The sequence below is a fragment of the Bradyrhizobium sp. genome (assembly GCF_049691595.1).
Classification (GTDB): Bacteria; Pseudomonadota; Alphaproteobacteria; order Rhizobiales; family Xanthobacteraceae; genus Bradyrhizobium.
Window position 1 is genome coordinate 1 of record NZ_JBAVNZ010000622.1, and the last position, 21,488, is coordinate 21,488.

Here is a 21,488-nt window from a genome sequence, read left to right on the forward strand (position 1 = left end):
TGCGCCTCGGAGAACGGAGCGCTCGGGGGGATGATCTCGATTTTGGGCGGCGGCGTGATCTGGTTCATGCGGACATCTCGGCGTCGGCAAGCCTGCGCAGCGTCTCGCCATCATGGCGGCGCGCGAAAGTCAGGAAGGTCTCATCGGGCGAAGCCCGGTGCGCGAGATAGGCCTTGAGCAATTTCTCGACGGTCTTCGGCGCGTTCTCGGCCCTGAGGTCGCGATAGACCTCCTGCCCGATATCGGCGTCCGGACCAAAGCCGCCGCCGGCAAACAGATGATAGCCCTCGACCGTGTCCTCCTCTCCGACCGGCACTTTCGCGGCGATCAGTCCGATGTCGCTGATGTAATGCTGCGCGCAGGAATGGTGGCAGCCGGTCAGATGGATGTTGAGCGGCGTGTCGATATTGACCCGCGGCTCGCACCAGTCGCCGATCTCGGCGGCGTGGCGCTTGGTATCGGCGGCTGCGAATTTACAGCCGGCATTGCCGGTGCAGGCGATCAGCCCGGCGCGGATTTGCGTGGCCTCCACCGCCAGCCCGATCGACTTGATCGCGGCCGCCGCGAGTTCGACATTCTGGTCGCGCACGCTCGGAATGAGAAGGTTCTGCCAGACGGTCAGGCGGATCTCGCCGTCGCCGAGGTCCCGGGCGATTTTGGCCAGCCCGCGCATCTGATCGCAGGTCAGCTTGCCGAGCGGCAGCGAAACGCCGATCCAGTTCAGGCCATCCTGCTTCTGCCTGTGCACGCCGATATGCGCCATGCGATCGAAGGCCGGGCGTGGCGCGAGCGCCTCGCACGCCACGCGGGTAAGGGCATGGCCGAGCTTTTCCTCGACCAGCACAAGGAATTTTTCCAGGCCGATCCCGTCGATCACGTATTTCAGTCGTGCCTTCAGCCGGTTGGTGCGGTCGCCTGTCTCGATGAACACGCGCACGATAGCGTCGGCCACCTTGGTGGCCTCCGCCGGCTTGACGATGATGCCGGTGTCTTTGGCAAAATCCTTGTGGCCGGTGATGCCGCCGATGCCCAGCCGAAACCAGATTCCGGGCTCGATACCGAAACCGTCCTTGACCTCGACCGCGGCGAAGGCGATGTCGTTGGTGTCCTCCAGCACTGCGATCTTGCCGGCGCCGTCGAAGGCGACGTTGAATTTGCGCGGCAGTCCGGTCAGCGAGCGGTCATTGAGGATGTGATAGTGCCATTCGCGCGCGTATGGCCTGGTGTCGAGCAGTTCCTGCGGGTCGATCCCGGCGGTCGGGGTGCCCGTGACATTGCGGATGTTGTCGGCGCCGGCGCCGCGCGAGCACAGGCCGAGATCCTGAATGGCCTCGATCAGCGCCACCGCGTGCCTGGGCGGAATTTCCCGCAACTGCAGATTGGCGCGGGTGGTGACATGGCAGAACGGCCCGCACAGGCGCTCGGCGAGATCGGCCATCCCGGCGAACTGCCAGTGCGTGAGAATGCCGTTCGGAATCCGCAACCGGCACATGTAGGAATCCTGCGCCGGCGCGACATAGAACAGGCCAAAATAGCGCCAGCGGAAATTATCCGCCGGCGACGGCGGCGCATTGTCGATCGCCTGCTGCTTCAGCCGCGGATAGGCGTCGAACGGATGCTGTTCGCGTTTGAACTTTTCCTGGTCGGCGAGTTTTCTGCCGGACGCGATCACCTTGTCCTGCGCCTTGATGTGCGCGGCGTCGGGCCCGCTCGGTTCGGTGTCGGCTTTGCCGGCGCTGCCGCCGCCGCGCCCAACCCTGCTGATCTGCAGACCGGTAGCAAAACCTTCGAGGTAGCGTTTCTGCTCGTCGGTAAAGTCGACTGGGAGCGTTTCGATTTTCATGGCGTGCGACGAAGCTCCTGCGGCCACGGTCGGTGGCGTCAACGGAAATGGAATGTGACCGCCTGGGAGATCGGCTCGGCCGGCGTACCGGGCTTGTTTCCAGGAGACGGTCCAGCTTCGTTGCTGCGGAAATCCATCTGGGATATTGGCCAGCAGGCATCTGCGACGGCTGGCTGCACTGCAACATTCAAGTTGTGTGCCACATCGAGTCGTATAGAATATCGTTTTATATCAATTGGTTATTAGATTACCGATAAAACTCTCAGACGGTTTCGCAGCACATTCCGGGCAGCCCGCCTAAAATTTAGCCTGTCCGGGCCGGTGCCTAACGTCGCCTCACGGCGCCCTGCTCAGGCTTTCCAGTGCCCGATCCTGAACGCCGCCAGATGCCCCTGGATATCGTTCGGATCGAACGCGGGACCGGCGAAGGCGCCGATGGCATCGGACGCATGCACGGGGTTTTCCGGCCGCGCTGACGCAGCGTCGTAAAGGTCGGGCCTGAATACGCCCGTCGCGGTCTTCAGCGCCTCCGGACGCAGCGCCGTCTGCCCCCACCGCACCATCTGCGCGTAAAGCCAGGCGGCCTGCACGGGATCGGGCCGCGCCGCGCCTTCCCTGCCGACCAGCAGATAGCGGCTGCTTTCGCGCGTGGTGCCATCGGGGGAGATCTTCATGCGGCCATCGAGGGTGCGCTGGATGACGCTGGCATCGACCCCGATGCGCTCGGGCCGGGCCAGGATGCGCGCGACTTCCGGCCGGTTCTGCGGCGCTTCGATGAATTCGGCGGCGCGGATGTGCGCGCGGATCAGCGCCGCCCGCACGTCGGGGTTTTTCTCGGACCAGTCTTGTCGGAGGGCAAGCACTTTTTCGACGGCGCGGACCAGAATGTCGGCCACAAAATGCAGGATATGGCCGACGCCGGAATCGACCGCGACCGAATTCCAGGGCGCGCCGACGCAGAACGCATCGACGTGCCCGCTCGCAAGACTGTCCACCATGTAGGGCGGCGGCAGCACCACGAGACGAACGTCTTCGTCCGGATCGACCCCGCCCGCGGCCATCCAGAATCGAAGCTGGTAGTTATGGGTCGAAAACGGAAACGTCATGCCGAACGTCAGAAGCTCCGCGCCGTTTCTGCGCCGTTTGGCGACCACGCGCGCCAGCGCCAGCGCGGTTGCCATCGGATCGAAGCGGTCGCCGTCAAGCTCCTCCATGATCGCGGCGTGCAGCGCCGACGACACCGTGATGGCGTTGCCGTTCAGCCCGAGATTGAACGGCGCCACGATCGGCACCCGGACGTGACCGATTCCGAGACTCGAGGCGATGGCGACCGGTGCCAGCAGATGCGCGGCATCGAACAGGCCGATATTGAGCTTGTCGCGGACGTTCGACCACGACACCTCCCGCACCAGCGTGACATCGAGCCCTTCGGCGGCGGCAAACCCCCTGTCCACGGCGACGATCAGCGCGGCGGCATCGACCAGCGGAATGAAGCCGATGCGAAGAGGTGTCGTCATTTCAGCAACTCCGACGCGGTCAGGATCGACTGGGCGATCTCGCCGATCTTCTTTTTCTCGCGCATCGCAGTCGAGCGCAGCAACACATAGGCCTCGTCTTCGGTCAGGCCCTTCAGTTTCATCAGGATGCCCTTGGCGCGGTCGATCACCTTGCGCTCCTCGAGCGCGGATTTGGTGCGGTCGAGTTCGTCCTGCAGTTTTGCGAAGGCGTTGAAGCGCGAGATGCAGAGGTCCAGAATCGGCTTGATGCGTTCTTTCCTGAGGCCATCGACGATATAGGCCGACACGCCGGCCTCGACGGAAGCCTGGATCGAGGCGGCGTCGCTCTGATCGACGAACATGGCGATTGGCCGGCGCACGGCGCGGCTGACCTGGAACATCTGTTCCAGCACGTCGCGGCTGGGATTTTCCAGATCGATCAGGATGACGTCGGGATCGAGCGCATAGATCCGCGCCAACAGGCTCTGCATCTCGCGGATATGGACGACGCCGGTAAAGCCCGCCTCCCGCAGCCCCTCCTCCAGGATCGCGGCACGGATCGGGCTTTCGTCGACGATGACGATTTTTGGAGACGACTCGGCGCCCATCGATCACTCGTGTTCCGGCCGCCCATTCATAGCACGCGGGAAGCCAGCACAAAGCCTTGTAATTAGAGGCAATTGGGACTAGCTCCTGCCGATCAACCAGTGCGGTGGATTTGACATTCGCCCCTGGGGCTCCGCGAGTCCTCTGGCGAATGTCAAATCCAGAGCCGCACTGGAGTTATTTTTTGCTCGTGTCCCTCCGGCTCTAACATTCGCAAAGAGCCTGCCGCAACGGGATGCGAATGTTAGAGCCGGGACACGAGGCAAATCGAACATGCAACAGGCCGCCGCGCCCAAAGTCAGCTTTGTCTCCCTGGGGTGTCCCAAGGCGCTGGTGGATTCCGAGCGCATCATCACTCGCCTGCGCGCCGAGGGTTATGAACTGGCGCGCAAGCACGACGGCGCCGATCTCGTCATCGTCAATACCTGCGGCTTCCTCGACAGCGCGAAAAAGGAATCGCTCGGCGCGATCGGCGAGGCGATGGCCGAGAACGGCAAGGTGATCGTCACCGGCTGCATGGGCGCCGAGCCCGAGCAGATCGAGAAAGCCTATCCCGGCGTGCTCTCGATCACCGGCCCGCAGCAATATGAAAGCGTGCTCGACGCCGTGCACCGCGCGCTGCCGCCGCTGCACAACCCGCATCTCGACCTGGTGCCGCCGCAGGGCGTGAAACTGACGCCGCGCCACTACGCCTATTTGAAGATTTCCGAAGGCTGCAACAACCGCTGCAGCTTCTGCATCATCCCGAAACTGCGCGGCGATCTGGTGTCGCGGCCGGCGGGCGACGTGCTGCGTGAGGCCGAGAAGCTGGTGAGTGCCGGCGTCAAGGAGTTGCTGGTCATCTCGCAGGATACCTCGGCCTATGGCGTTGACCTCAAATATGCGCAGTCGCCGTGGAGGGATCGCGAAGTCCGCGCCAAATTCTTTGACCTCGCCAAAGAGCTCGGCGAGCTCGGCGCCTGGGTACGGTTGCAATATGTCTACCCCTACCCGCATGTCGATGATGTCATTGGCCTGATGACCGAGGGCAAGGTGTTGCCCTACCTTGACATCCCCTTCCAGCACGCGAGCCCGGAAATCCTCAAAGCCATGAAGCGGCCGGCGGCGCAGGACAGGACGCTGGCGCGGATCAAAAAGTGGCGCGAGCAGTGCCCGGAGCTGACACTGCGCTCCACCTTCATCGTCGGCTTCCCTGGCGAAACCGATGCCGATTTCGCCTATCTGCTCGACTGGCTCGAGGAGGCCGGGATCGACCGGGTCGGCTGCTTCAAATACGAACCGGTCGCGGGCGCCGCGTCGAACGCGCTTCCCGGTGCCGTGCCCGATGAGATCAAGCAGGAGCGCTGGAATGCGCTGATGGCGCGGCAGCAAAAGATTTCCGCGCGGCGGTTGAAGCGCAAGGTCGGGACGCGCCAGCCAGTCATCATCGACGAGATCGGCCCGACCGTCGCAAAAGGCCGTTCCAGGGCCGATGCGCCCGAGATCGATGGCGCGGTCTATCTTTCGAGTCGCCGCCCCTTACGTGTCGGCGAAATCGTCACCGCGAAGATCGAACGCGCGGACCAATACGATCTTCACGGCAGCGTCGCGGGATTTTAGCGCTCGCATCACCCGAACGCACGGGCGAGCGCGAAAGCCGCGCCTGCGGCGAGCCCACCCACGAGCAGCGTCTGAAACGCTGACTTGAACTTGCTCACTCCGGTGAACTGCCCTTTGACCGCACCGAAAATGGCAAGCGCGAGCCCCGTCGTGACGATCGAAATCTGCAACCCCTGCTGCAGGCTTGGTGTCAGCATGTAAGGCACGAGCGGAATGAGGCCGCCGACCATGTACGACGCGCCGATGGTGAGCGCGCTGACCGGAGCCCGGCGTGGATCGGGACGCTCCAGGCCCAATTCAAAACGCATCATGAACTCGACCCACCGCTTCGGGTCCGACGTGACGGCATCGACCACGGCTGTCAGGTTCGGACCCGAAAGTCCATAATCCTTGAAAATCGTCTCAACCTCCTGCACTTCCCGGCCGCGAAGGTGCTCAATCTCGTAACGCTCGCGCGCGGTCTCTGAATCGTAATGCTCGATGTCGGTACGTGCGGCAAGATATCCGCCAAGTCCCATCGCGATCGCCCCGGCCGCAACTTCCGCCAGGCCTGCCGTCACGACGACGCTCGACGAACTGACCGCCGCTGAAAGACCGGCTGCAAGCGCGAACGGGACGGTCAACCCATCGGCCATCCCGATAACCACATCGCGAACGCTCTCGGATGCGGTGAAGTGCTTCTCGACATGGGGGACGGCGGGCATGGGAGATCCTTGCTCAGGCTGAAGCAGGCAGAACGGACTGCATCTCTTAGTCCGGCTCCTGCATCCAACGCATGACATGGATCAAGACTGCCCGCGCACGGGCCGCGCAGCGCGAAACGGCATGAGCGTCGCCAGCCTTCGCCTGAAGCGGCGCAGATGGACAGCAAAAGCTGACCGACAAAGCGAAACGTCAGATTGGAACGACGTCCGATTTTGCGCACCCTTGACACGGCCTGCCCTTCGGCTGTATGAGCCGGCGCCATGAGCCTGAACCGGACCAACCGCCGCGCCACTTTCCGTCGTCGCTCGAGCGACGATGATGGGTCGCGCCGTGTCCGACGACAACGCTGAACAGCTAGCTCAGCAACGTTTTCGAGAAGGCCGCACCCGCAACGTGCGGCCTTCTTGCGTTTCGGCCCGCCTTTTTCACCCAACCTGCCCAGGGAGTTCGACATGACCAACGCCACCCATCCGTTCGACGCGCTGATGGACATCACCGCGCGGCCGCCAACCGTCTTCGTCAGGGGCGAAGGCGCCTGGCTTTGGGATGACAGCGGCAAGCGCTATCTCGACTTCATGCAGGGTTGGGCGGTGAACTGCCTCGGCCATTCGCCTGAGATCGTGGTGGACGCGCTCGCCGCGCAGGCGAGATTGCTGCTGACGCCAAGCCCCGCCTTTTACAACGAGCCCAGCCTGAAACTGGCAAAGGCGCTGGTGGAAAAGAGTTGTTTCGACCAGGTGTTCTTTGCCAATTCAGGCGCGGAAGCCAATGAAGGCGCCATCAAACTCGCGCGCAAATATGGCGCTCTCCACAAGAACGGCGCTTATGAGATCATCACCTTCGAGGGCGGCTTTCACGGCCGCACGCTGGCGACCATGTCGGCGTCGGGCAAGAAAGCCTTTGAGCCGCTGTTCGAGCCCAAGGTGCCGGGCTTTCGGAAAGCACGTCTGAACGATCTCGACTCGGTCAGGCGATTGATTTCCGACAACACGGTCGCCGTGATGCTGGAGCCGATCCAGGGCGAGGCCGGCGTCTGGCCGGCGACTGATCAATTCCTGCGGGAATTGCGGGCGCTGACCAGCGAGCATGGCCTGCTGCTGATCGTCGACGAGATCCAGACCGGCATGGGCCGGACCGGCAAGCTGTTCCACTACCAACATGCCGGAATCGAGCCCGACATCATGACGCTCGGCAAGGGGATCGGCGGCGGCGTGCCGCTGGCCGCGCTGCTGGCGACCGAACACGCCTGCTGCTTCGAACACGGCGATCAGGGCGGAACCTTCAACGGCAATCCCCTGATGTGCGCCGCGGGCCTCGCCGTGCTCCAACATGTCAGCACGCCAGAATTCCTGAAATCGGCGGCCGATGCCGGCGTGTTTCTCGAAAGCGAGTTGCAGCGGCTCTCGGCGCGGCATGGGCTTGGCGAGGTTCGCGGCAGCGGGCTGTTGCTGGCGCTCGATCTCAAACTGCCGGTCGGCGCCGCCATCGTCGCGCAGGCATTCGCGGCCGGCGTGCTGCTCAATTCGCCGCAGCCCGACGCGCTGCGGTTCATGCCGGCGCTCAACATCGCCCGCGACGAGATATCGGCGATGATCGATTGCCTCGATGCGATCCTGACCAAGGCCGGCGCGGCGCGGCGCGTGGCGTAGCCTCGAGCGTCATTGCGGGGAGAGACCTGTCCGCCGTGGCTCAACGAGCGAAGGCGGAAGCGACGAAGCGCGCAATGACGGCTGGCCTCACGGCCGCAAGATCGCCGCCCCGGTCGTCGCCCTGCCCTCGAGCTCGGCATGCGCTTTCGCAGCGTCTTTCAGCGCGTAGGCGTGATTGATCGGCACGTGCAGCCGGCCGTTGATCACGGCGGCGAACAGGGTGTCGGCGCCCTCGAGCAGTTCCTTGCGGGTGCTGACATAGTCGTTGAGCTTGGGACGCGTGGCAAACAGCGAGCCGTGATTGTTGAGCTCGGAGAGCGGGAACGGCGGCACCGGGCCGGAGGCGTTGCCAAAACTCACGAACAGGCCGCGCGGCCTGAGACACGACAGCGAGCCCGGGAACGTGGTCTTGCCGACGCCGTCATAGACGACGTCGCAGAGCTCGTTGCGGCTGATCTGTTTGACGCGGGCGACAAAATCCTCCTCATTGTAGAGGATGACGTGATCGCAGCCATTGGCGAGCGCCAGATCGGCTTTTGCCTTGGAGCCGACGGTGCCGATGACGTGCGCGCCAAGCGCCTTCGCCCATTGGCAGGCGAGCAGGCCGATGCCGCCGGCGGCGGCGTGGATCAGCACCCGGTGTCCATGCTCGACCTTGAAGGTCTTGTGCAGGAGGTACCAGACCGTCAGCCCCTTGAGCATCAGCACCGCGCCCTGCTCATAGGTGATGTGGTCGGGCAGCTTGACCAGCTTGTCCGCGGGGATAGTCCGCTCCGAGGCGTAGCCTCCGAGACTATAATAATAGGCGACGCGATCGCCGGGGTGAAAATTGGTGACGCCCGGTCCGACCGCCACGACCTCGCCCGCGGCCTCGTTGCCGACGATGAACGGCAGCCCCGGCGCCTTGTAGAGGCCGGTGCGGAAATACACGTCGATGAAGTTCAGGCCGACGGCGTACTGGCGGATGCGGACCTCGCCCGGCCCCGGCGCGGCCACCGCGACATCCTCATACACCAGAACTTCCGGGCCCCCCACCTTGTGCACCCGCACGGCCTTGGTCATGGCAGCGTTCTCCCTCGATACTTTCTTGGCAATCCCCTTGGCATTCCCTTGGCATTCCCTTGAACGCGGAGCGAAGGCCATCGAGGCCGCGTTGTCAACTCGCGGAACTGAAACTCGCGGAGCTGAAACTCGCGGAGCTGAAACCGGTTAATTCGCGGCCTTTCTGCGGTTGCGCCGGGCGAGCACGTTGAACAGCTCGACGGCGGCCGAAAACGCGATGGCGAAATAGATGTAGCCGCGCGGGATATGGAATTTGAAACCATCCGCCACCAGCGCCACGCCGATCAGCACCAGAAACGCCAGCGCCAGCATTTTGGTGGTTGGATGCTCCGCCACGAACCGCGCCACCGGACCGGACGAGACATACATGATCAGGCAGGCGATCACGACCGCCGCGATCATGATTTCGATGTCCTGCACCATGCCGATCGCGGTGATGATCGAGTCCAGCGAGAACACCATATCGATGACGATGATCTGGACGATCACCCAGAAGAACGCGCTGGCATTGGGCGCTGCGTCAGGCGCGGCGTCGCGGGCCTCGACCTCGGCATGAATCTCGTGGGTCGCCTTGCCGATCAGGAACAGCCCGCCGCCGATCAGGATGATGTCGCGCCACGACAATGCAAAACCCCTGACCGTCAGGACCGGCTCGGTCAGCCCGATCAGCCAGACCAGCAGGCTGAGCAGCAGGATGCGGAACACCAGCGCCAGCAGCAGTCCGATCTGCCGCGCCCGCCTGGCCTGCTCTGGCGGGATGCGCGACACGATCACCGACAGGAAGATGACATTGTCGATGCCGAGCACGATTTCCAGCGCCGTCAGCGTCAGCAACGCTGCCCAGGCTTCCGCGCTGGTCAGTAATTCGATCATGCCTTGAATGTTCTTATCAGCCGGATCGCGGCATCGCTTCCGACGATATAGGCAGCGATGGCGCAAAGTACGGCGACGATGGGGATGCCGACGTCGAAGTCGCGGGCCAGCGCATATACCGCCAGCACGGCCCAGGCGGCGAGCATCCACAAGGTCAGCCAGCGCAGCCGCACCACCCGGAGCGGGTGCAGCACATGGAATGGCACGAAGGTCAGCACGATCAGAATGGCGATGCCAAGGCTGGATAGTGCCGGTGGAAGATGCAGCAGGAACAGATAAAACGCCGCCGCGTTCCACAGCGCCGGAAATCCGCGAAAATGATTGTCGGCCGCTTTCATGCGCCGGTCGGCGAAATAGAGCGCACCCGATACCACGATGCCGATACCGAGCAGCGGCGCCGCCATCGGCAGCAGCCGGCCGCTCGAGGTGATCGCATAAGCGGGAACGAAAACATAAGTTACGAAATCGACCACGAGATCGAGCACCTCGCCCGACCAGTTCGGCTGCAGCCGCATCACATCGAGCCGGCGCGCGATCGGACCGTCGATGGCGTCGATGATGAGCGCCACGCCGAGCCAGCCGAACATACTGGCCCAATGCTCGCGCACGGCCTCCAGCATCGCGATCAGGGCGACGCCCCCGCCCATCGCCGTGAAGATATGCACGGAGAACGCGGCCGCCCGCATGCGCTGGGGTACCGAGGTCGAAACTGGCTGGCTATTCTGCTCCATTGGCTGGCAGTGCTATCAGGAATCGCCCCGATTTGCATATCCGCGCTTGCGGCGTTCGGCCGCGCAAAACCGTGGAAACATCCTGGCCGCTTGAAACATCCTGGCCGCTTAATGACTTGAAAACGCCGCCGGGAACGTCAATTGTCCCGGCATGAGCGATGCGTCGCAAGTTTATGACGTCGCCGTCATTGGCGGCGGTCCCGCCGGGTTGACCGCCGCGATCGCGCTCGCGGAAGCCGGCGCAAGGACCGCGCTGCTCGCCCGCCGCGTACCCTATGCCGACAATCGCACCACGGCACTTTTGGGTGCGTCGGTCGACGTTCTCGATCGACTGGGTGTCTGGCCGCGCTGCCGCGACGCGGCGGCGGCTTTGCGGACCATGCGGCTCGTCGATGACACCGACCGGCTGATCCGCGCCCCGGAGGTGCGGTTTTCGTCGGGCGAAATCGGCCTCGATCAATTCGGCTACAACATCGACAACCGCTCGCTGATCGCAGCGCTGGAGCAACGCGCGACCGAAATCTCCGGCCTGACGCGGTTCGACGATGAGGCCGGAACGATCGGTCCGGAAGACGCGACCGTCGCCATACGCACCCGGCAGGGCGATCTGCTGTCGGCGCGGCTGGTGATCGGCGCCGATGGGCGGCAGTCGCTGTGCCGCGAGGCCGCGGGCATCGCTGTGAAGCGCCGCGAACTCGGGCAATCGGCGTTGACCTTCAATATTGCGCACGCGCGGCCACACCAGAATATCTCGACCGAGTTTCACACGACGCAGGGTCCTTGCGTGTTCGTCCCCCTGCCCGGCAATCGCTGCAGCGTGGTGTGGGTTTCGGCAACCGGCGAAGCCGAACGGCTGATGGCGTTGAGCGATGATCACTTGTCCGAGGCCGCCGAGAAGCAATCGCATTCCATTCTCGGCCGCGTCCAGGTCGAGCCCGGACGGCACCTGTTTCCGCTGTCCATCGAGCAGCCCCGGCAATTTGCCAAACATCGCATCGCGCTGGTCGGCGAATCCGCCCATGTGCTGCCGCCGATCGGCGCCCAGGGCCTGAACATGGGGCTGCGCGATGCCGCCGACATCGCCGATATCGTCGCCAAAGCGATGTCGTTGGGGGAAGACCCCGGCGCGCCGCAGGTTCTGGCGCGCTACCAGTCGGCCCGGCGCGCCGACGTCTTGAGCCGGATGTTGGCGATCGATCTCGCCAACCGCTCGTTGCTCAGCGATTTCCTGCCCGTGCAGGCGCTCCGCGCCGCCGGCCTGCATCTGATCGGCGCGATCGGCCCGCTGCGCCGCCTCGTCATGCGCGAGGGGCTTGCGCCGTCATGGCGCCGCGCGAGCTGGATTCTCAAGGAAACACCAGTCGCCCGCTCTGGATCAACCACATCACGCTGGTGAGGGTGACGACCGAGGCAAAAGTCCCGATCAGCACCGCGACCGAGGCCGGCTCGATCCAGGCCTCGTTCTGCCGCGCGATCACGAACACGTTCAGCGCCGGCGGCAGCGCCGCCATCAGCACCGCGGTCGCGGCCCATGGCTGCGCAAACGGTCCGAACAGCAGCATCAGGCCGAAAACGACGAGCGGATGGACCAGAAGCTTGACCGCGATCACGCCGGGCACTTCCCACGGCACCCGGTCGAACGGCCGCAGCGCCACGGTGACGCCGAGCACGAACAGCGCGGTCGGCGCGGCCGCGTTTTGCAGAAACGAAAGGGTCCTGTCGATCGCGACCGGCAGTTGAAGGTGCAGCGAAGCGGCCAGCGCGCCGGCGCAAGCCGACATGATCAGCGGGTTTAGCACGATCTGCCGCGCCACCACCCCAAGCCCATGCAACGGCGACGGATGGTCGCGATCGGTCAGTTCGATCAACAGCGGCACGATCGAGAACAGGAAAATACTGTCGCAGCAGAAGATCAGCGCGGTCGGCGCGGCCGCCTTGGTGCCGAGCACAGCCAGCGCGAGACCGGGGCCCATATAGCCGATATTGCCATAGGCGCCGGACAGCCCCGCCAGCGTCACCTCGCGCAGCGACAGCCGGCCGATGAACCGGCCTGCCCCCATGGCGAGGACAAAGGCGCTTGCGGTTCCAAGGGTGGTGGCGATCAGGAATGGCGGGTTGTTGAGTTCCGAGAATGGTGTCCTGGACATGATGCCGAACAACAGCGCCGGCAGCGACACGTAGAGCAGGAAAAAGTTCATCCAGGCGAGGCCCGATTCCGGCAGGCCCTTGGCCTTGCCGCAGGCGAAGCCGATGAAGATCAAGCCGAAATAGGGCAGCGCCAGATTGAGGATATCGGTCATGCGGCAAGCTGGTCTGCGTTTTCGGCTTCCGCCGCCGGATTGGGCGGCCGAACCGGAGGTTAATTCGTCCGTTTGCCCCTAGCATCAGCCACAATCATGGTCTATTCGACGAGCTATGATAAAAGCGCGTACCGCCAAGTTTCAGATCGGCCAGATCGTCCGCCACCGGATCTTCTCGTTCCGGGGCGTGATTTTCGACATCGATCCGGAATTCAACAATACCGAGGAATGGTGGTTGTCGATCCCCGAAGAGGTGCGGCCTCACAAGGATCAGCCGTTCTATCATTTGCTCGCGGAAAATTCGGAATCGGAATACGTCGCCTACGTGTCCGAACAGAACCTGTTGCCCGACGATTCCGGCGAACCGATCCGGCATTCGCAAGTCGCCGAGATCTTTGTGAAGGACAAGTCGGGCGGCTACCGCCCGCGCAATCCGTCGCTGAATTGATCTCGTGTCCCGGACGCGGTGCAGCGTCCTTCACGCTGCTCCGCAGAGCCGGGACCCACACCCTCGTGAAGCGATGGACCCCGGATCAGCAGCGCGTCGCAAGAGCGCTGCGCAGCATCCGGGGAACGCCAGCTACCGTTCCAGGAAAGAAAAAAGGCGTCCGATCAGGACGCCTTTTTGTTTTTCCGCAAAGCCTGCTTACTTCGCGGCTGGATTGGCCTCCAGCTTCTTGCGCGCCTCTTCCGCGCGCTTCTGCAGCTCTTCCTGCAGCTTCTTCTGGGTTTCCTCGAATACCTTCGGATCGGTCGGCGGGCCGTCATAGGCCTTGGCAAACTCGTTGGCCAGCGGCAACGGCAGCGTCAGCGGCGCACCGTTGGAATTGATCGCCTGGACCACGAGGTTCTGGCCTTTCTTCATGTTGGCGAGCAATTCCGGCGTCGCCTCATAGTCGGACATGCAACCGTTGGCGAAGCAGATCACATAGGGGCTCTGCTGCGGCGCGTTGGCGTCGACGATGATGCGGGTGCCGTGCACGAGCTGCATGCCGAGCGGGAGCGTCACCCGCAAAATCTTCTTCGGCTCGCCTTCGGGCTCGATGATGACGGCGGCGATCACGGGCTGACCGGACTCGATGCGGCCATCCTTGCCGGTGAAGCACACCTGCTTGGCGCCGGCGTCCTGCCCCTTGAGGCAGAATTTCGTCCACGGGGCGTAAATCAGCTGAACCTGCTGTTCCTGGGGCTGCTGGGCAGCCGCGGCGGGTGAGCCATTTGCGGGCGGGGATGCCTGCTGGGCCGGCGTCGGTGCCGCGGGGGCGGCCTTGGGGGGGACGGCTTTGGCCTTCGGCGCCGCCGTCGGCGCCGCAGGCTGCTGGGCCTGCGCCCCGGGAACGAGCGATGCGACGCACAACGCCGTCGTCGCCAACAAGGCGAACATTCGCCCGCGCGGCAGGGCCGACGCGGCCAAGATACGGAAAATCATTGCGGAAAACCCTTTCTGAACGGGAGCGCCCGAAACCGCTGCAGGGCGCCGACACCTAGCCGTTTGGGCGGCTGTCTCCTAGTCAATTGAGGCGGATACGTGACCGGCGTTGCCGCCTTGGCCAATTGCCCGCCTTCAATACAGCGGCGGACGAAAAGATCAATGCCAGCACGCATCTTTGGCGTGCGTCACGGGCGGATATGGATACACCTGTGATAAAATTTCCCGATGAGTTGCTCCGAATCAAGTTCCCGCGCCATCCTCGTGGTCGGGCCTGTTCGCGTTCGTGCGCTCATCTGTTTCGCCCTCGCGCTCGGTCTTGCGTCGTTGTCGGGCGCAAGCGAGCCGCGGGCCGCGGAAAGCCACGCCATCGCCATGCACGGCACCCCCGCCCTGCCCGCCGGTTTCACCCATATGCCCTACGCCAATCCAGATGCGCCGAAGGGCGGCCGGCTGGTCTGGGGACTCCTCGGCACGTTCGACAGCCTCAACCCCCTAATCGTGCGCGGCCTCGCCGTCCAGCAAATCAGGGGTTTTGTGGTCGAGAGCCTGTTGGCACGCGGCAATGACGAGGCGTTCACGCTCTACGGGCTATTGGCCAGGAGCGTCGAGACCGACGACGCCAGAAGTCATGTCACCTTCCATCTCGATCCCCGCGCGCGGTTTTCCGATGGCAAGCCCGTGCTCGCCGACGACGTGCTGTTTTCGTGGGCCTTGCTGCGCGACAAGGGCCGCCCGAACCACCGCCAGTATTATTCCAAGGTCGCCAAGGCCGAAGCGACCGATCCGCTCTCGGTGCGCTTTGACCTCAGCGGCGCCAATGACCGCGAGCTGCCGCTGATCCTTGGGCTGATGCCGGTCTTGCCGCGGCATGCGGTCGATCCCGCCACATTCGAAGAAACCACCATGGCCGGACCGATCGGCTCCGGGCCCTATCGTGTCAGCGCGGTGAAGCCGGGCGCCACCGTGACGCTGATGCGCAATCCCGATTATTGGGGCCGCGACTTGCCCGTCAGCCGCGGCCTGTGGAATTTCGACGAGATCAGGCTCGATTTCTATCGTGAAGCCAATGGCCAATTTGAGGCGTTCAAGCGCGGCCTCTACGATTTTCGCGTTGAGAACGAGCCGCTGCGCTGGCACGAAGGCTATGATTTTCCGGCCGCCCGCGACGGCGAGGTAATCCGCGATACCATCAAGACCGGAATGCCGCAGCCGTCGGAGTTTCTGGTTTTCAACACAAGGCGGCCGGCGTTTTCCGACATCCGCGTGCGGCAAGCTTTGACGCTGCTGTTCGATTTCGAGTGGATCAACCGCAATTATTTCTTCGGGCTCTATGCCCGTACCGCAAGCTTCTTCGCCGGATCGGAGCTGTCGGCCTACACGAGGGCCGCCGATGATCGCGAGCGCGAACTCCTGAAACAGTCCGCCGCGCAGATCCAGCCCGACATTCTCGATGGCAGCTACCGCCTCCCGGTCAGCGACGGCTCGGGCCGCGATCGCGCAACGCTGCGCAGCGCGCTGACCTTGCTGTCGGAAGCCGGCTACGATCTCGATGGCACGGTGCTGCGGCAGCGCGCGACCAAGGCGCCCTTCAGCTTCGAAATCCTGGTGACGACGCGCGACCAGGAACGGATCGCGCTCGCCTATGGCCGCGACCTGAAGCGGGCCGGCATCGAGGCGACGGTGCGCGCGGTCGATCCGGTCCAGTTCGATCAGCGCCGGCTTGGCTACGAATTCGACATGATCCAGAACCGCTGGGATCAGTCGCTGTCGCCCGGCAACGAGCAATCCTTCTATTGGGGCAGCCAGGCTGCCGATACCCCCGGCACAAGGAACTATATGGGCGCGAAGGACCCCGCCATCGATGCCCTGATCGCGGCGCTTTTGGAGGCGCGGGAGCGGCCGACCTTCGTTTCGGCGGTGCGAGCACTGGACCGGACCTTGATGTCGGGCTTCTACGCTATCCCGCTGTTTAACGCGCAAGAGCAATGGATTGCGCGCTGGAATCGGATAGAACGACCTGCGACATCGGCGTTGACGGGCTATCTGCCGGAGACCTGGTGGCAGAAGCCGGACCCCCAACCGAAGTGATGCCAACTGAAGTGACCCACCCCACCGCTTCACCCACGCTCGATGGATTGTTCAAACGGGTCCTGGCACGCCGGCCGGATGCGCTGGCGCTGGTCGATCCCCACAACAAGCCGCGCATCACCGGCCAGCCGCGCAAGCGCCTCACCTTTGCGCAGGCCGACCGGGCGATCTCGGCGCTCGCCGCGCACTTCATCGAATCCGGATTGCCGGCCAATTCCGTCATCGCCGTGCAACTGCCGAATACCATCGAATTCGCGCTCACCATACTGGCCGCATATCGCGCCGGATTGGTGGTCGTGCCGCTTCCGCTGCTGTGGCGGCAGTCGGAACTGACCATGGCGCTCAACCGCACCGCGGCGCGGGCGATCGTCACCACCAGCAGGGTCGACGGTGTCGTTCATGCCGACCTCGCCATGAACGCCGCCGCCGAAGCGTTTTCGATCCGCCATGTCTGCGGCTTCGGCGACGATCTGCCCGAAGGCATGGCCTCGCTCGACCAGGCCATCATCAGGGAATCGACCGCGGCGCGCGCGGTGATCCAGGACGGCCGCAAGGCGGCGCTGATTTCCTTCGATTTGACCCAGGACGGCTTTCGTCCTGTGCCGCGCGCCCATCTCGGCCTGATCGCCGGCGGCCTTGCGATTTCGCTCGAGAGCGACATGCCGCAGGGCGCCACCGTGATGTCGGCCTTTTCGCCGATGTCGTTCGCCGGCCTCACCTCGTCGCTGGTGGTCTGGCTGCTGTCGGGCGGAACGATGGTGCTGCATCATCCGTTCGATGACGAGGTGCTGGAGCAACAGATCAACGAACATTCCTGCGATACGCTGATTGCGCCGGCGCAACTGGCCCTGCGGCTGGACGAACTGGATCTTTCGGCCAAAATGCCAAGCCTGCGCCATGTCATCGGTCTTTGGCGCGCCCCCGAACAGGTCGCCTCCAGCCCGTTCTGGACCGCGCGGCGGGCTCGTTTGACCGACGTTTATCTGTTCGGCGAAGCCGGATTGTTCGGCGCACGCCGTACCGCCGCGGATGGATCGCGGGCTCCGATCAAGCCGGGACCACATGGCGCGCCGCGCGAACTGCCGGGTTCGTCGATCGCCGGCGATATCCTGCTGACGCCGAAGGGAACGCTGGGGTTGCGCGGACCGATGGTGCCGGTCGCGGCCTATGCGCCGCCGCCACCCCCGAGCGACTCGCTGATCGCGTCGCCGCCGCGCGACTTTGTTGATACCGGCTATGCGGCGCGGCTCGACCGCGCGACCGGCGCCATCAACATCACCGCGCCGCCCTCCGGCATCATGGCGGTTGGCGGCTATCGTTTCCTGGCGCAGGATCTGCAGGAATGGTCAAGGCGTCTTGGACAGGGCGCCCTGCTGACGGCGTTGCCCGACCGCCTGAGCGGCCACCGGCTGGCCGGACGTGCCCAGGACAACGCGCGCGCCCGTGAAGCGCTGGCAGAACTTGGGCTTAACCCCTTGATGGTGGAAGCGTTTCGCGATCGCGCCAACGCTCCTTGATCGGCATCAGCGGCTGCCGTTGACGCTGCATTAAGCCCGGCAAACTAGGATCGCGCACTGTACCTCCGCGTCCGGTCCGAGTGGCTCCGATGTCCCAGCAAGGCCCGATCCTCGTCGTATCGACTGCCAGGCGGCCGTCGTTCGCTTTGGCGCTCGATGAAGCCAGGCTGTTCCCGGTGATCGAGAGCGAATGGGCGGATGCTCCGCGCGCCATCGAACAGGTCCAACCGGCCGCGGTGCTGGCGGCGATGTCGGAAGTCGATCAGGCGCGTTTCGCCGCGCTGGCGAAGCTCGTCGCCGCGCGCCAACCCTATCTGCCATTGATATCAGTCGATCCATTGATCGCGCTGCCCGACAACGCCATTCCGTTTTTTCAAACCCGGGGGCGCGCCGATCGGCTGCTGGCACGCCTCAATTCGGCGCTGCGAATCCGCTCCTTGCATGCGACCGTGATGCGCCGGCTGGTCCTCGCCAAACCGATCGGACTATCGGATATCGAGACCGCCCGCGACGCGACCGTATTGCTGATCGGCCGTGGTGGCACCTATCCCACGCTGTCGGTATCGCTCGGCGAGCGAACCGGCATGGTCGGGGCGCTCAGCATCGAGGCCGCGGCACGGCATCTCAACACCCGCGACATCGACGGCATCGTCTTGAGCGAAGGCTTTAGCCCGCGCGTGATCGACGCCTTTCTCACGGTGCTGAGCGAGGACGCCCGCTTCCGCAATCTGCCTGTTGTGGTGACATCGGGTAATCTGGCGCCAACCCATGATCTGCCCAACCTCGAAATCATCCCGGGAGACCCCGCGCAAGTCGTGGCGACCGCGTTGCCGCTGATCCGCCAGCATGCTTTCGAAGCGCATTTGAGCCGCGCCCTGCACGCGCTCGATGCCGAAGGCCTGATCGACGCGCGGACCGGCCTGCTCACGAAGGCTGCCTTCGATCGCGATTTTGCCACCGCCGTTTATCATACGGCGGAACGCGGCGGCGGCTTGTCGGTGGCGCGTTTCGTCTTCGATCCCGTGCATCCGCGCGCGCGGTTCGATGGCGCGCGGATCATCAGCCGCCTGATGCGGCAGATGGATTTCGGCGTCGTCCAGCTGGACGGATCGGTCATGGTCGTGTTCGCCGAGACCGACCTGAAAACCGCGCACATGATTGCGCGGCGCTTGTCCAGCGTGATGCGCCATACCAGCCACGGCAAACGCGACGCGCGCTCCGAGCCGGCGGTGACGCTGGCGACGCTGATGCCGAACGATTCCGCGAGGTCGCTGCTGGCGCGGCTGCATGACGAAAGCCGTCGCGCGGCGTCGTGAAACCAGAACGCGTCATTGCGAGGAGCGTTAGCGACGACGCAATCCATTCTCTTTTTCGTGGAGGCATGGATTGCTTCGCTTCGCTCGCAATGACGGGGATAGTCCGCAGCACTACGCCGCCTTCTTATCCTCCGCGAGATTGGCGAGCTGGCGCAAAATCTCGGTCGTCCCCATCAGCCGCGCTTCCGGCGTCTTCCATTGCTGGAAGAACACCACCTTCATGTCCGGCCGTACCCGCGCCGCCTGGCCGTGCTGGCGGATGAAATAGACCAGACGATCGGGCTCGGCGAATTTGTTGTCGCGGAAGGCGATCACCGCGCCCTTGGGGCCGGCATCGACCTTCTCGACATTGGCACGGCGGCAATAGGCCTTGATGGCGGCGACCTTGAACAGGTAGCGGACCTCGTCCGGCAGCACGCCGAACCGGTCGCGCATCTCCGCGGCGAAATTGTCGATTTCCTCGTCGGTGTCGAGATCGGCGAGGCGCCGATACAGCGACAGCCGCACCGCGAGATCGTTGACATACTCCTCCGGAATCAGCACGGGCATGCCGACCGTGATCTGCGGCGACCAGCGATCGGCGGCGGGTTCCACCACGCCGGCCTTGAGGTTGAGGATCGCCTCTTCCAGCATCGACTGGTACAACTCGAAACCGACCTCCTTGATGTGGCCGGACTGTTCCTCGCCGAGCAGATTGCCGGCGCCTCGGATATCGAGGTCGTGGGAAGCGAGCTGGAAGCCGGCGCCCAATGTTTCCAGCGATTGCAGCACCTTCAGCCGCCGCTCGGCCTGGGCGGTGATTTTCTGCTGCGCCGGCAATGTGAACAGCGCGTAGGCGCGGAGTTTCGAACGCCCGACCCGGCCGCGCAATTGATAGAGCTGCGCCAGCCCGAACATGTCGGCGCGGTGCACGATCAGCGTGTTCGCCGTTGGGATATCGAGGCCGGACTCGATGATCGTGGTCGAGAGCAGGATGTCGTATTTGCCGTCGTAGAAGGCCGACATGATGTCTTCGATCACGGTCGGCGGCATCTGCCCATGGGCGACCGCGACCTTCATTTCCGGCACGTTCTTGTCGAGGAAATCCCTGACTCCGGCGAGGTCTTCGATTCGCGGAACAACATAGAATGCCTGCCCGCCGCGATAGCGCTCGCGCAGCAGCGCCTCGCGGATCATCAGGGGATCATGCGGCGCGACGAAAGTGCGCACCGCCAGCCGATCGACCGGCGGCGAGGCGATGATCGAGAGATCGCGCACACCCGTCAGCGCCAGTTGCAGCGTTCGGGGAATCGGCGTCGCGCTCAGCGTCAGCACGTGCACCTGCGCGCGCAACTGTTTCAGCCGCTCCTTGTGGCTGACGCCAAAATGCTGCTCCTCGTCGACGATCAACAGGCCAAGATCCCTGAACTTGATGGATTTTCCGAGCAGCGCGTGGGTGCCGACCACGATATCGATACCGCCCTCGGCAAGTCCCTTCTTGACCTGCGTCAGCTCCTTCGGCGCGACCAGGCGCGAGGCCTGCGCGACATTGACGGGAAAGCCGCGAAAACGGTCGGCAAAGGTCTTGCTGTGCTGGCGCGCCAGCAGCGTCGTCGGCACCACCACCGCGACCTGCTTGCCGTCGAGCGCAACCGCGAAAGCCGCGCGCAATGCCACCTCGGTCTTGCCGAAGCCAACGTCGCCGCAGATCAGCCGGTCCATCGGCCGGCCGCTCTCGAGGTCCTTTAGCGTGGCGTTGATGGCGCCAAGCTGGTCTTCGGTCTCCTCATAGGGGAAACGCGCGCAGAATTCGTCATAGACATGCGGCTGCACCGGCATTTTCGGCGCCTCGTGCAGAAGCCGCTCGGCCGCGATCTTGATCAATTCGCCGGCAATCTCGCGGATGCGGTTCTTGAGTTTTGCCTTGCGCGCCTGCCAGCCGCTGCCGCCCAGCCGGTCCAGTTCGACATTGGCGTGGTCGGAACCGTAGCGCGACAATAGCTCGATGTTCTCGACCGGCAGAAACAGTTTTGTTTCGGCGGCATAATGCAGTTCGAGACAATCATGCGGCGCGCCGGCGACTTCCAGCGTCTGCAGGCCGATGAAACGGCCGATGCCGTGCTCGACGTGAACCACGAGATCGCCGGCCGACAGGCTGGTGACTTCCGAGATGAAGTTGTCGAGCTTGCGGGTCGATTTGCGCGGCCGCACCAGGCGGTCGCCCAAAATGTCCTGCTCGCTGATGACGGCGAATTCGTCGGTCTCGAAGCCGGATTCCATGCCGACCACGGC

Annotated in this window: 17 protein-coding genes; 7 read left to right on the plus strand and 10 right to left on the minus strand. The window is 64.1% G+C overall.

Annotation, left to right across the window (positions count from 1 at the left end; translation table 11 throughout):
- Positions 1-64: 64 nt before the first annotated feature.
- The 3 genes from WCE35_RS24970 to WCE35_RS24980 form a co-directional block, all read right to left on the minus strand.
- Entirely contained in the window at positions 65-1,843 is a 1,779-nt protein-coding gene (locus WCE35_RS24970; protein ID WP_424595975.1) for a NirA family protein, read from the minus strand.
- 350 nt (positions 1,844-2,193) lie between these two features.
- Positions 2,194-3,360 carry a CmpA/NrtA family ABC transporter substrate-binding protein gene (locus WCE35_RS24975; RefSeq protein WP_424595976.1) on the minus strand — a complete coding sequence of 389 codons (1,167 nt, stop codon included), beginning with the start codon at positions 3,358-3,360 and terminating at the stop codon, positions 2,194-2,196.
- Positions 3,357-3,947 carry an ANTAR domain-containing response regulator gene (locus WCE35_RS24980; RefSeq protein ID WP_424595977.1) on the minus strand — a complete coding sequence of 197 codons (591 nt, stop codon included), beginning with the start codon at positions 3,945-3,947 and terminating at the stop codon, positions 3,357-3,359. Before WCE35_RS24980 ends, WCE35_RS24975 begins: the two co-directional genes overlap by 4 nt.
- A 271-nt stretch (positions 3,948-4,218) precedes the next feature.
- Here WCE35_RS24980 and rimO point away from each other — a divergent pair, with 271 nt between their 5' ends.
- Positions 4,219-5,544: a 30S ribosomal protein S12 methylthiotransferase RimO gene (rimO, locus tag WCE35_RS24985; protein ID WP_424595978.1), complete on the plus strand. Its 1,326-nt coding sequence runs from the start codon at positions 4,219-4,221 to the stop codon at positions 5,542-5,544.
- A gap of 8 nt (positions 5,545-5,552) precedes the next feature.
- Here rimO and WCE35_RS24990 read toward each other — a convergent pair whose 3' ends face one another.
- On the minus strand, positions 5,553-6,248 hold the full coding sequence (locus tag WCE35_RS24990) for a VIT1/CCC1 transporter family protein (RefSeq protein ID WP_424595979.1): 696 nt from the start codon (positions 6,246-6,248) through the stop codon (positions 5,553-5,555).
- A gap of 453 nt (positions 6,249-6,701) precedes the next feature.
- On the opposite strand from WCE35_RS24990, the gene WCE35_RS24995 reads away from it, so the two are divergent.
- The gene (locus WCE35_RS24995) at positions 6,702-7,898 is read left to right on the plus strand and encodes an acetylornithine transaminase (RefSeq protein ID WP_424595980.1); all 1,197 of its coding nucleotides are present in this window, start codon (positions 6,702-6,704) and stop codon (positions 7,896-7,898) included.
- Between the two features lie 87 nt (positions 7,899-7,985).
- On the opposite strand, the gene WCE35_RS25000 is transcribed toward WCE35_RS24995, so the two are convergent.
- The 3 genes from WCE35_RS25000 to pcsA form a co-directional block, all read right to left on the minus strand.
- Positions 7,986-8,960 carry a quinone oxidoreductase family protein gene (locus tag WCE35_RS25000; RefSeq protein WP_424595981.1) on the minus strand — a complete coding sequence of 325 codons (975 nt, stop codon included), beginning with the start codon at positions 8,958-8,960 and terminating at the stop codon, positions 7,986-7,988.
- 147 nt (positions 8,961-9,107) lie between these two features.
- Positions 9,108-9,833: a TerC family protein gene (locus tag WCE35_RS25005; RefSeq protein WP_424595982.1), complete on the minus strand. Its 726-nt coding sequence runs from the start codon at positions 9,831-9,833 to the stop codon at positions 9,108-9,110.
- Positions 9,830-10,564, minus strand: coding sequence for a phosphatidylcholine synthase (gene pcsA, locus WCE35_RS25010; RefSeq protein ID WP_424595983.1), 735 nt, complete (start codon positions 10,562-10,564; stop codon positions 9,830-9,832). Before pcsA ends, WCE35_RS25005 begins: the two co-directional genes overlap by 4 nt.
- 151 nt (positions 10,565-10,715) lie before the next feature.
- Here pcsA and WCE35_RS25015 point away from each other — a divergent pair, with 151 nt between their 5' ends.
- Entirely contained in the window at positions 10,716-11,960 is a 1,245-nt protein-coding gene (locus tag WCE35_RS25015) for a UbiH/UbiF family hydroxylase (RefSeq protein ID WP_424595984.1), read from the plus strand.
- Here the strand turns inward: WCE35_RS25015 and WCE35_RS25020 are convergent.
- A complete protein-coding gene (locus tag WCE35_RS25020) occupies positions 11,911-12,864 on the minus strand; it encodes an AEC family transporter (RefSeq protein WP_424595985.1) in 954 nt (317 codons plus the stop codon). The two genes, WCE35_RS25015 and WCE35_RS25020, sit on opposite strands and share 50 nt — an antisense overlap.
- Before the next feature lie 115 nt (positions 12,865-12,979).
- Here WCE35_RS25020 and hspQ point away from each other — a divergent pair, with 115 nt between their 5' ends.
- Positions 12,980-13,312 (plus strand): heat shock protein HspQ, encoded by a 333-nt coding sequence (gene hspQ, locus WCE35_RS25025; RefSeq protein ID WP_324400064.1) that lies wholly within the window; start codon positions 12,980-12,982, stop codon positions 13,310-13,312.
- Between the two features lie 198 nt (positions 13,313-13,510).
- Here the strand turns inward: hspQ and WCE35_RS25030 are convergent, their stop codons facing one another.
- The gene (locus WCE35_RS25030) at positions 13,511-14,293 is read right to left on the minus strand and encodes an invasion associated locus B family protein (protein ID WP_424595986.1); all 783 of its coding nucleotides are present in this window, start codon (positions 14,291-14,293) and stop codon (positions 13,511-13,513) included.
- Positions 14,294-14,521: 228 nt separating this feature from the next.
- Here WCE35_RS25030 and WCE35_RS25035 point away from each other — a divergent pair, with 228 nt between their 5' ends.
- From WCE35_RS25035 to WCE35_RS25045, 3 genes are all read left to right on the plus strand, one after another.
- Entirely contained in the window at positions 14,522-16,384 is a 1,863-nt protein-coding gene (locus tag WCE35_RS25035) for an extracellular solute-binding protein (RefSeq protein WP_424595987.1), read from the plus strand.
- On the plus strand, positions 16,384-17,901 hold the full coding sequence (locus WCE35_RS25040; protein ID WP_424595988.1) for an AMP-binding protein: 1,518 nt from the start codon (positions 16,384-16,386) through the stop codon (positions 17,899-17,901). Before WCE35_RS25035 ends, WCE35_RS25040 begins: the two co-directional genes overlap by 1 nt.
- An 89-nt stretch (positions 17,902-17,990) precedes the next feature.
- Positions 17,991-19,217 (plus strand): GGDEF domain-containing protein, encoded by a 1,227-nt coding sequence (locus WCE35_RS25045; protein ID WP_424595989.1) that lies wholly within the window; start codon positions 17,991-17,993, stop codon positions 19,215-19,217.
- A 111-nt stretch (positions 19,218-19,328) separates the two neighbouring features.
- Here the strand turns inward: WCE35_RS25045 and mfd are convergent.
- A partial coding sequence (gene mfd / locus WCE35_RS25050) for a transcription-repair coupling factor (protein ID WP_424595990.1) occupies positions 19,329-21,488 on the minus strand: 2,160 nt, incomplete at its 5' end.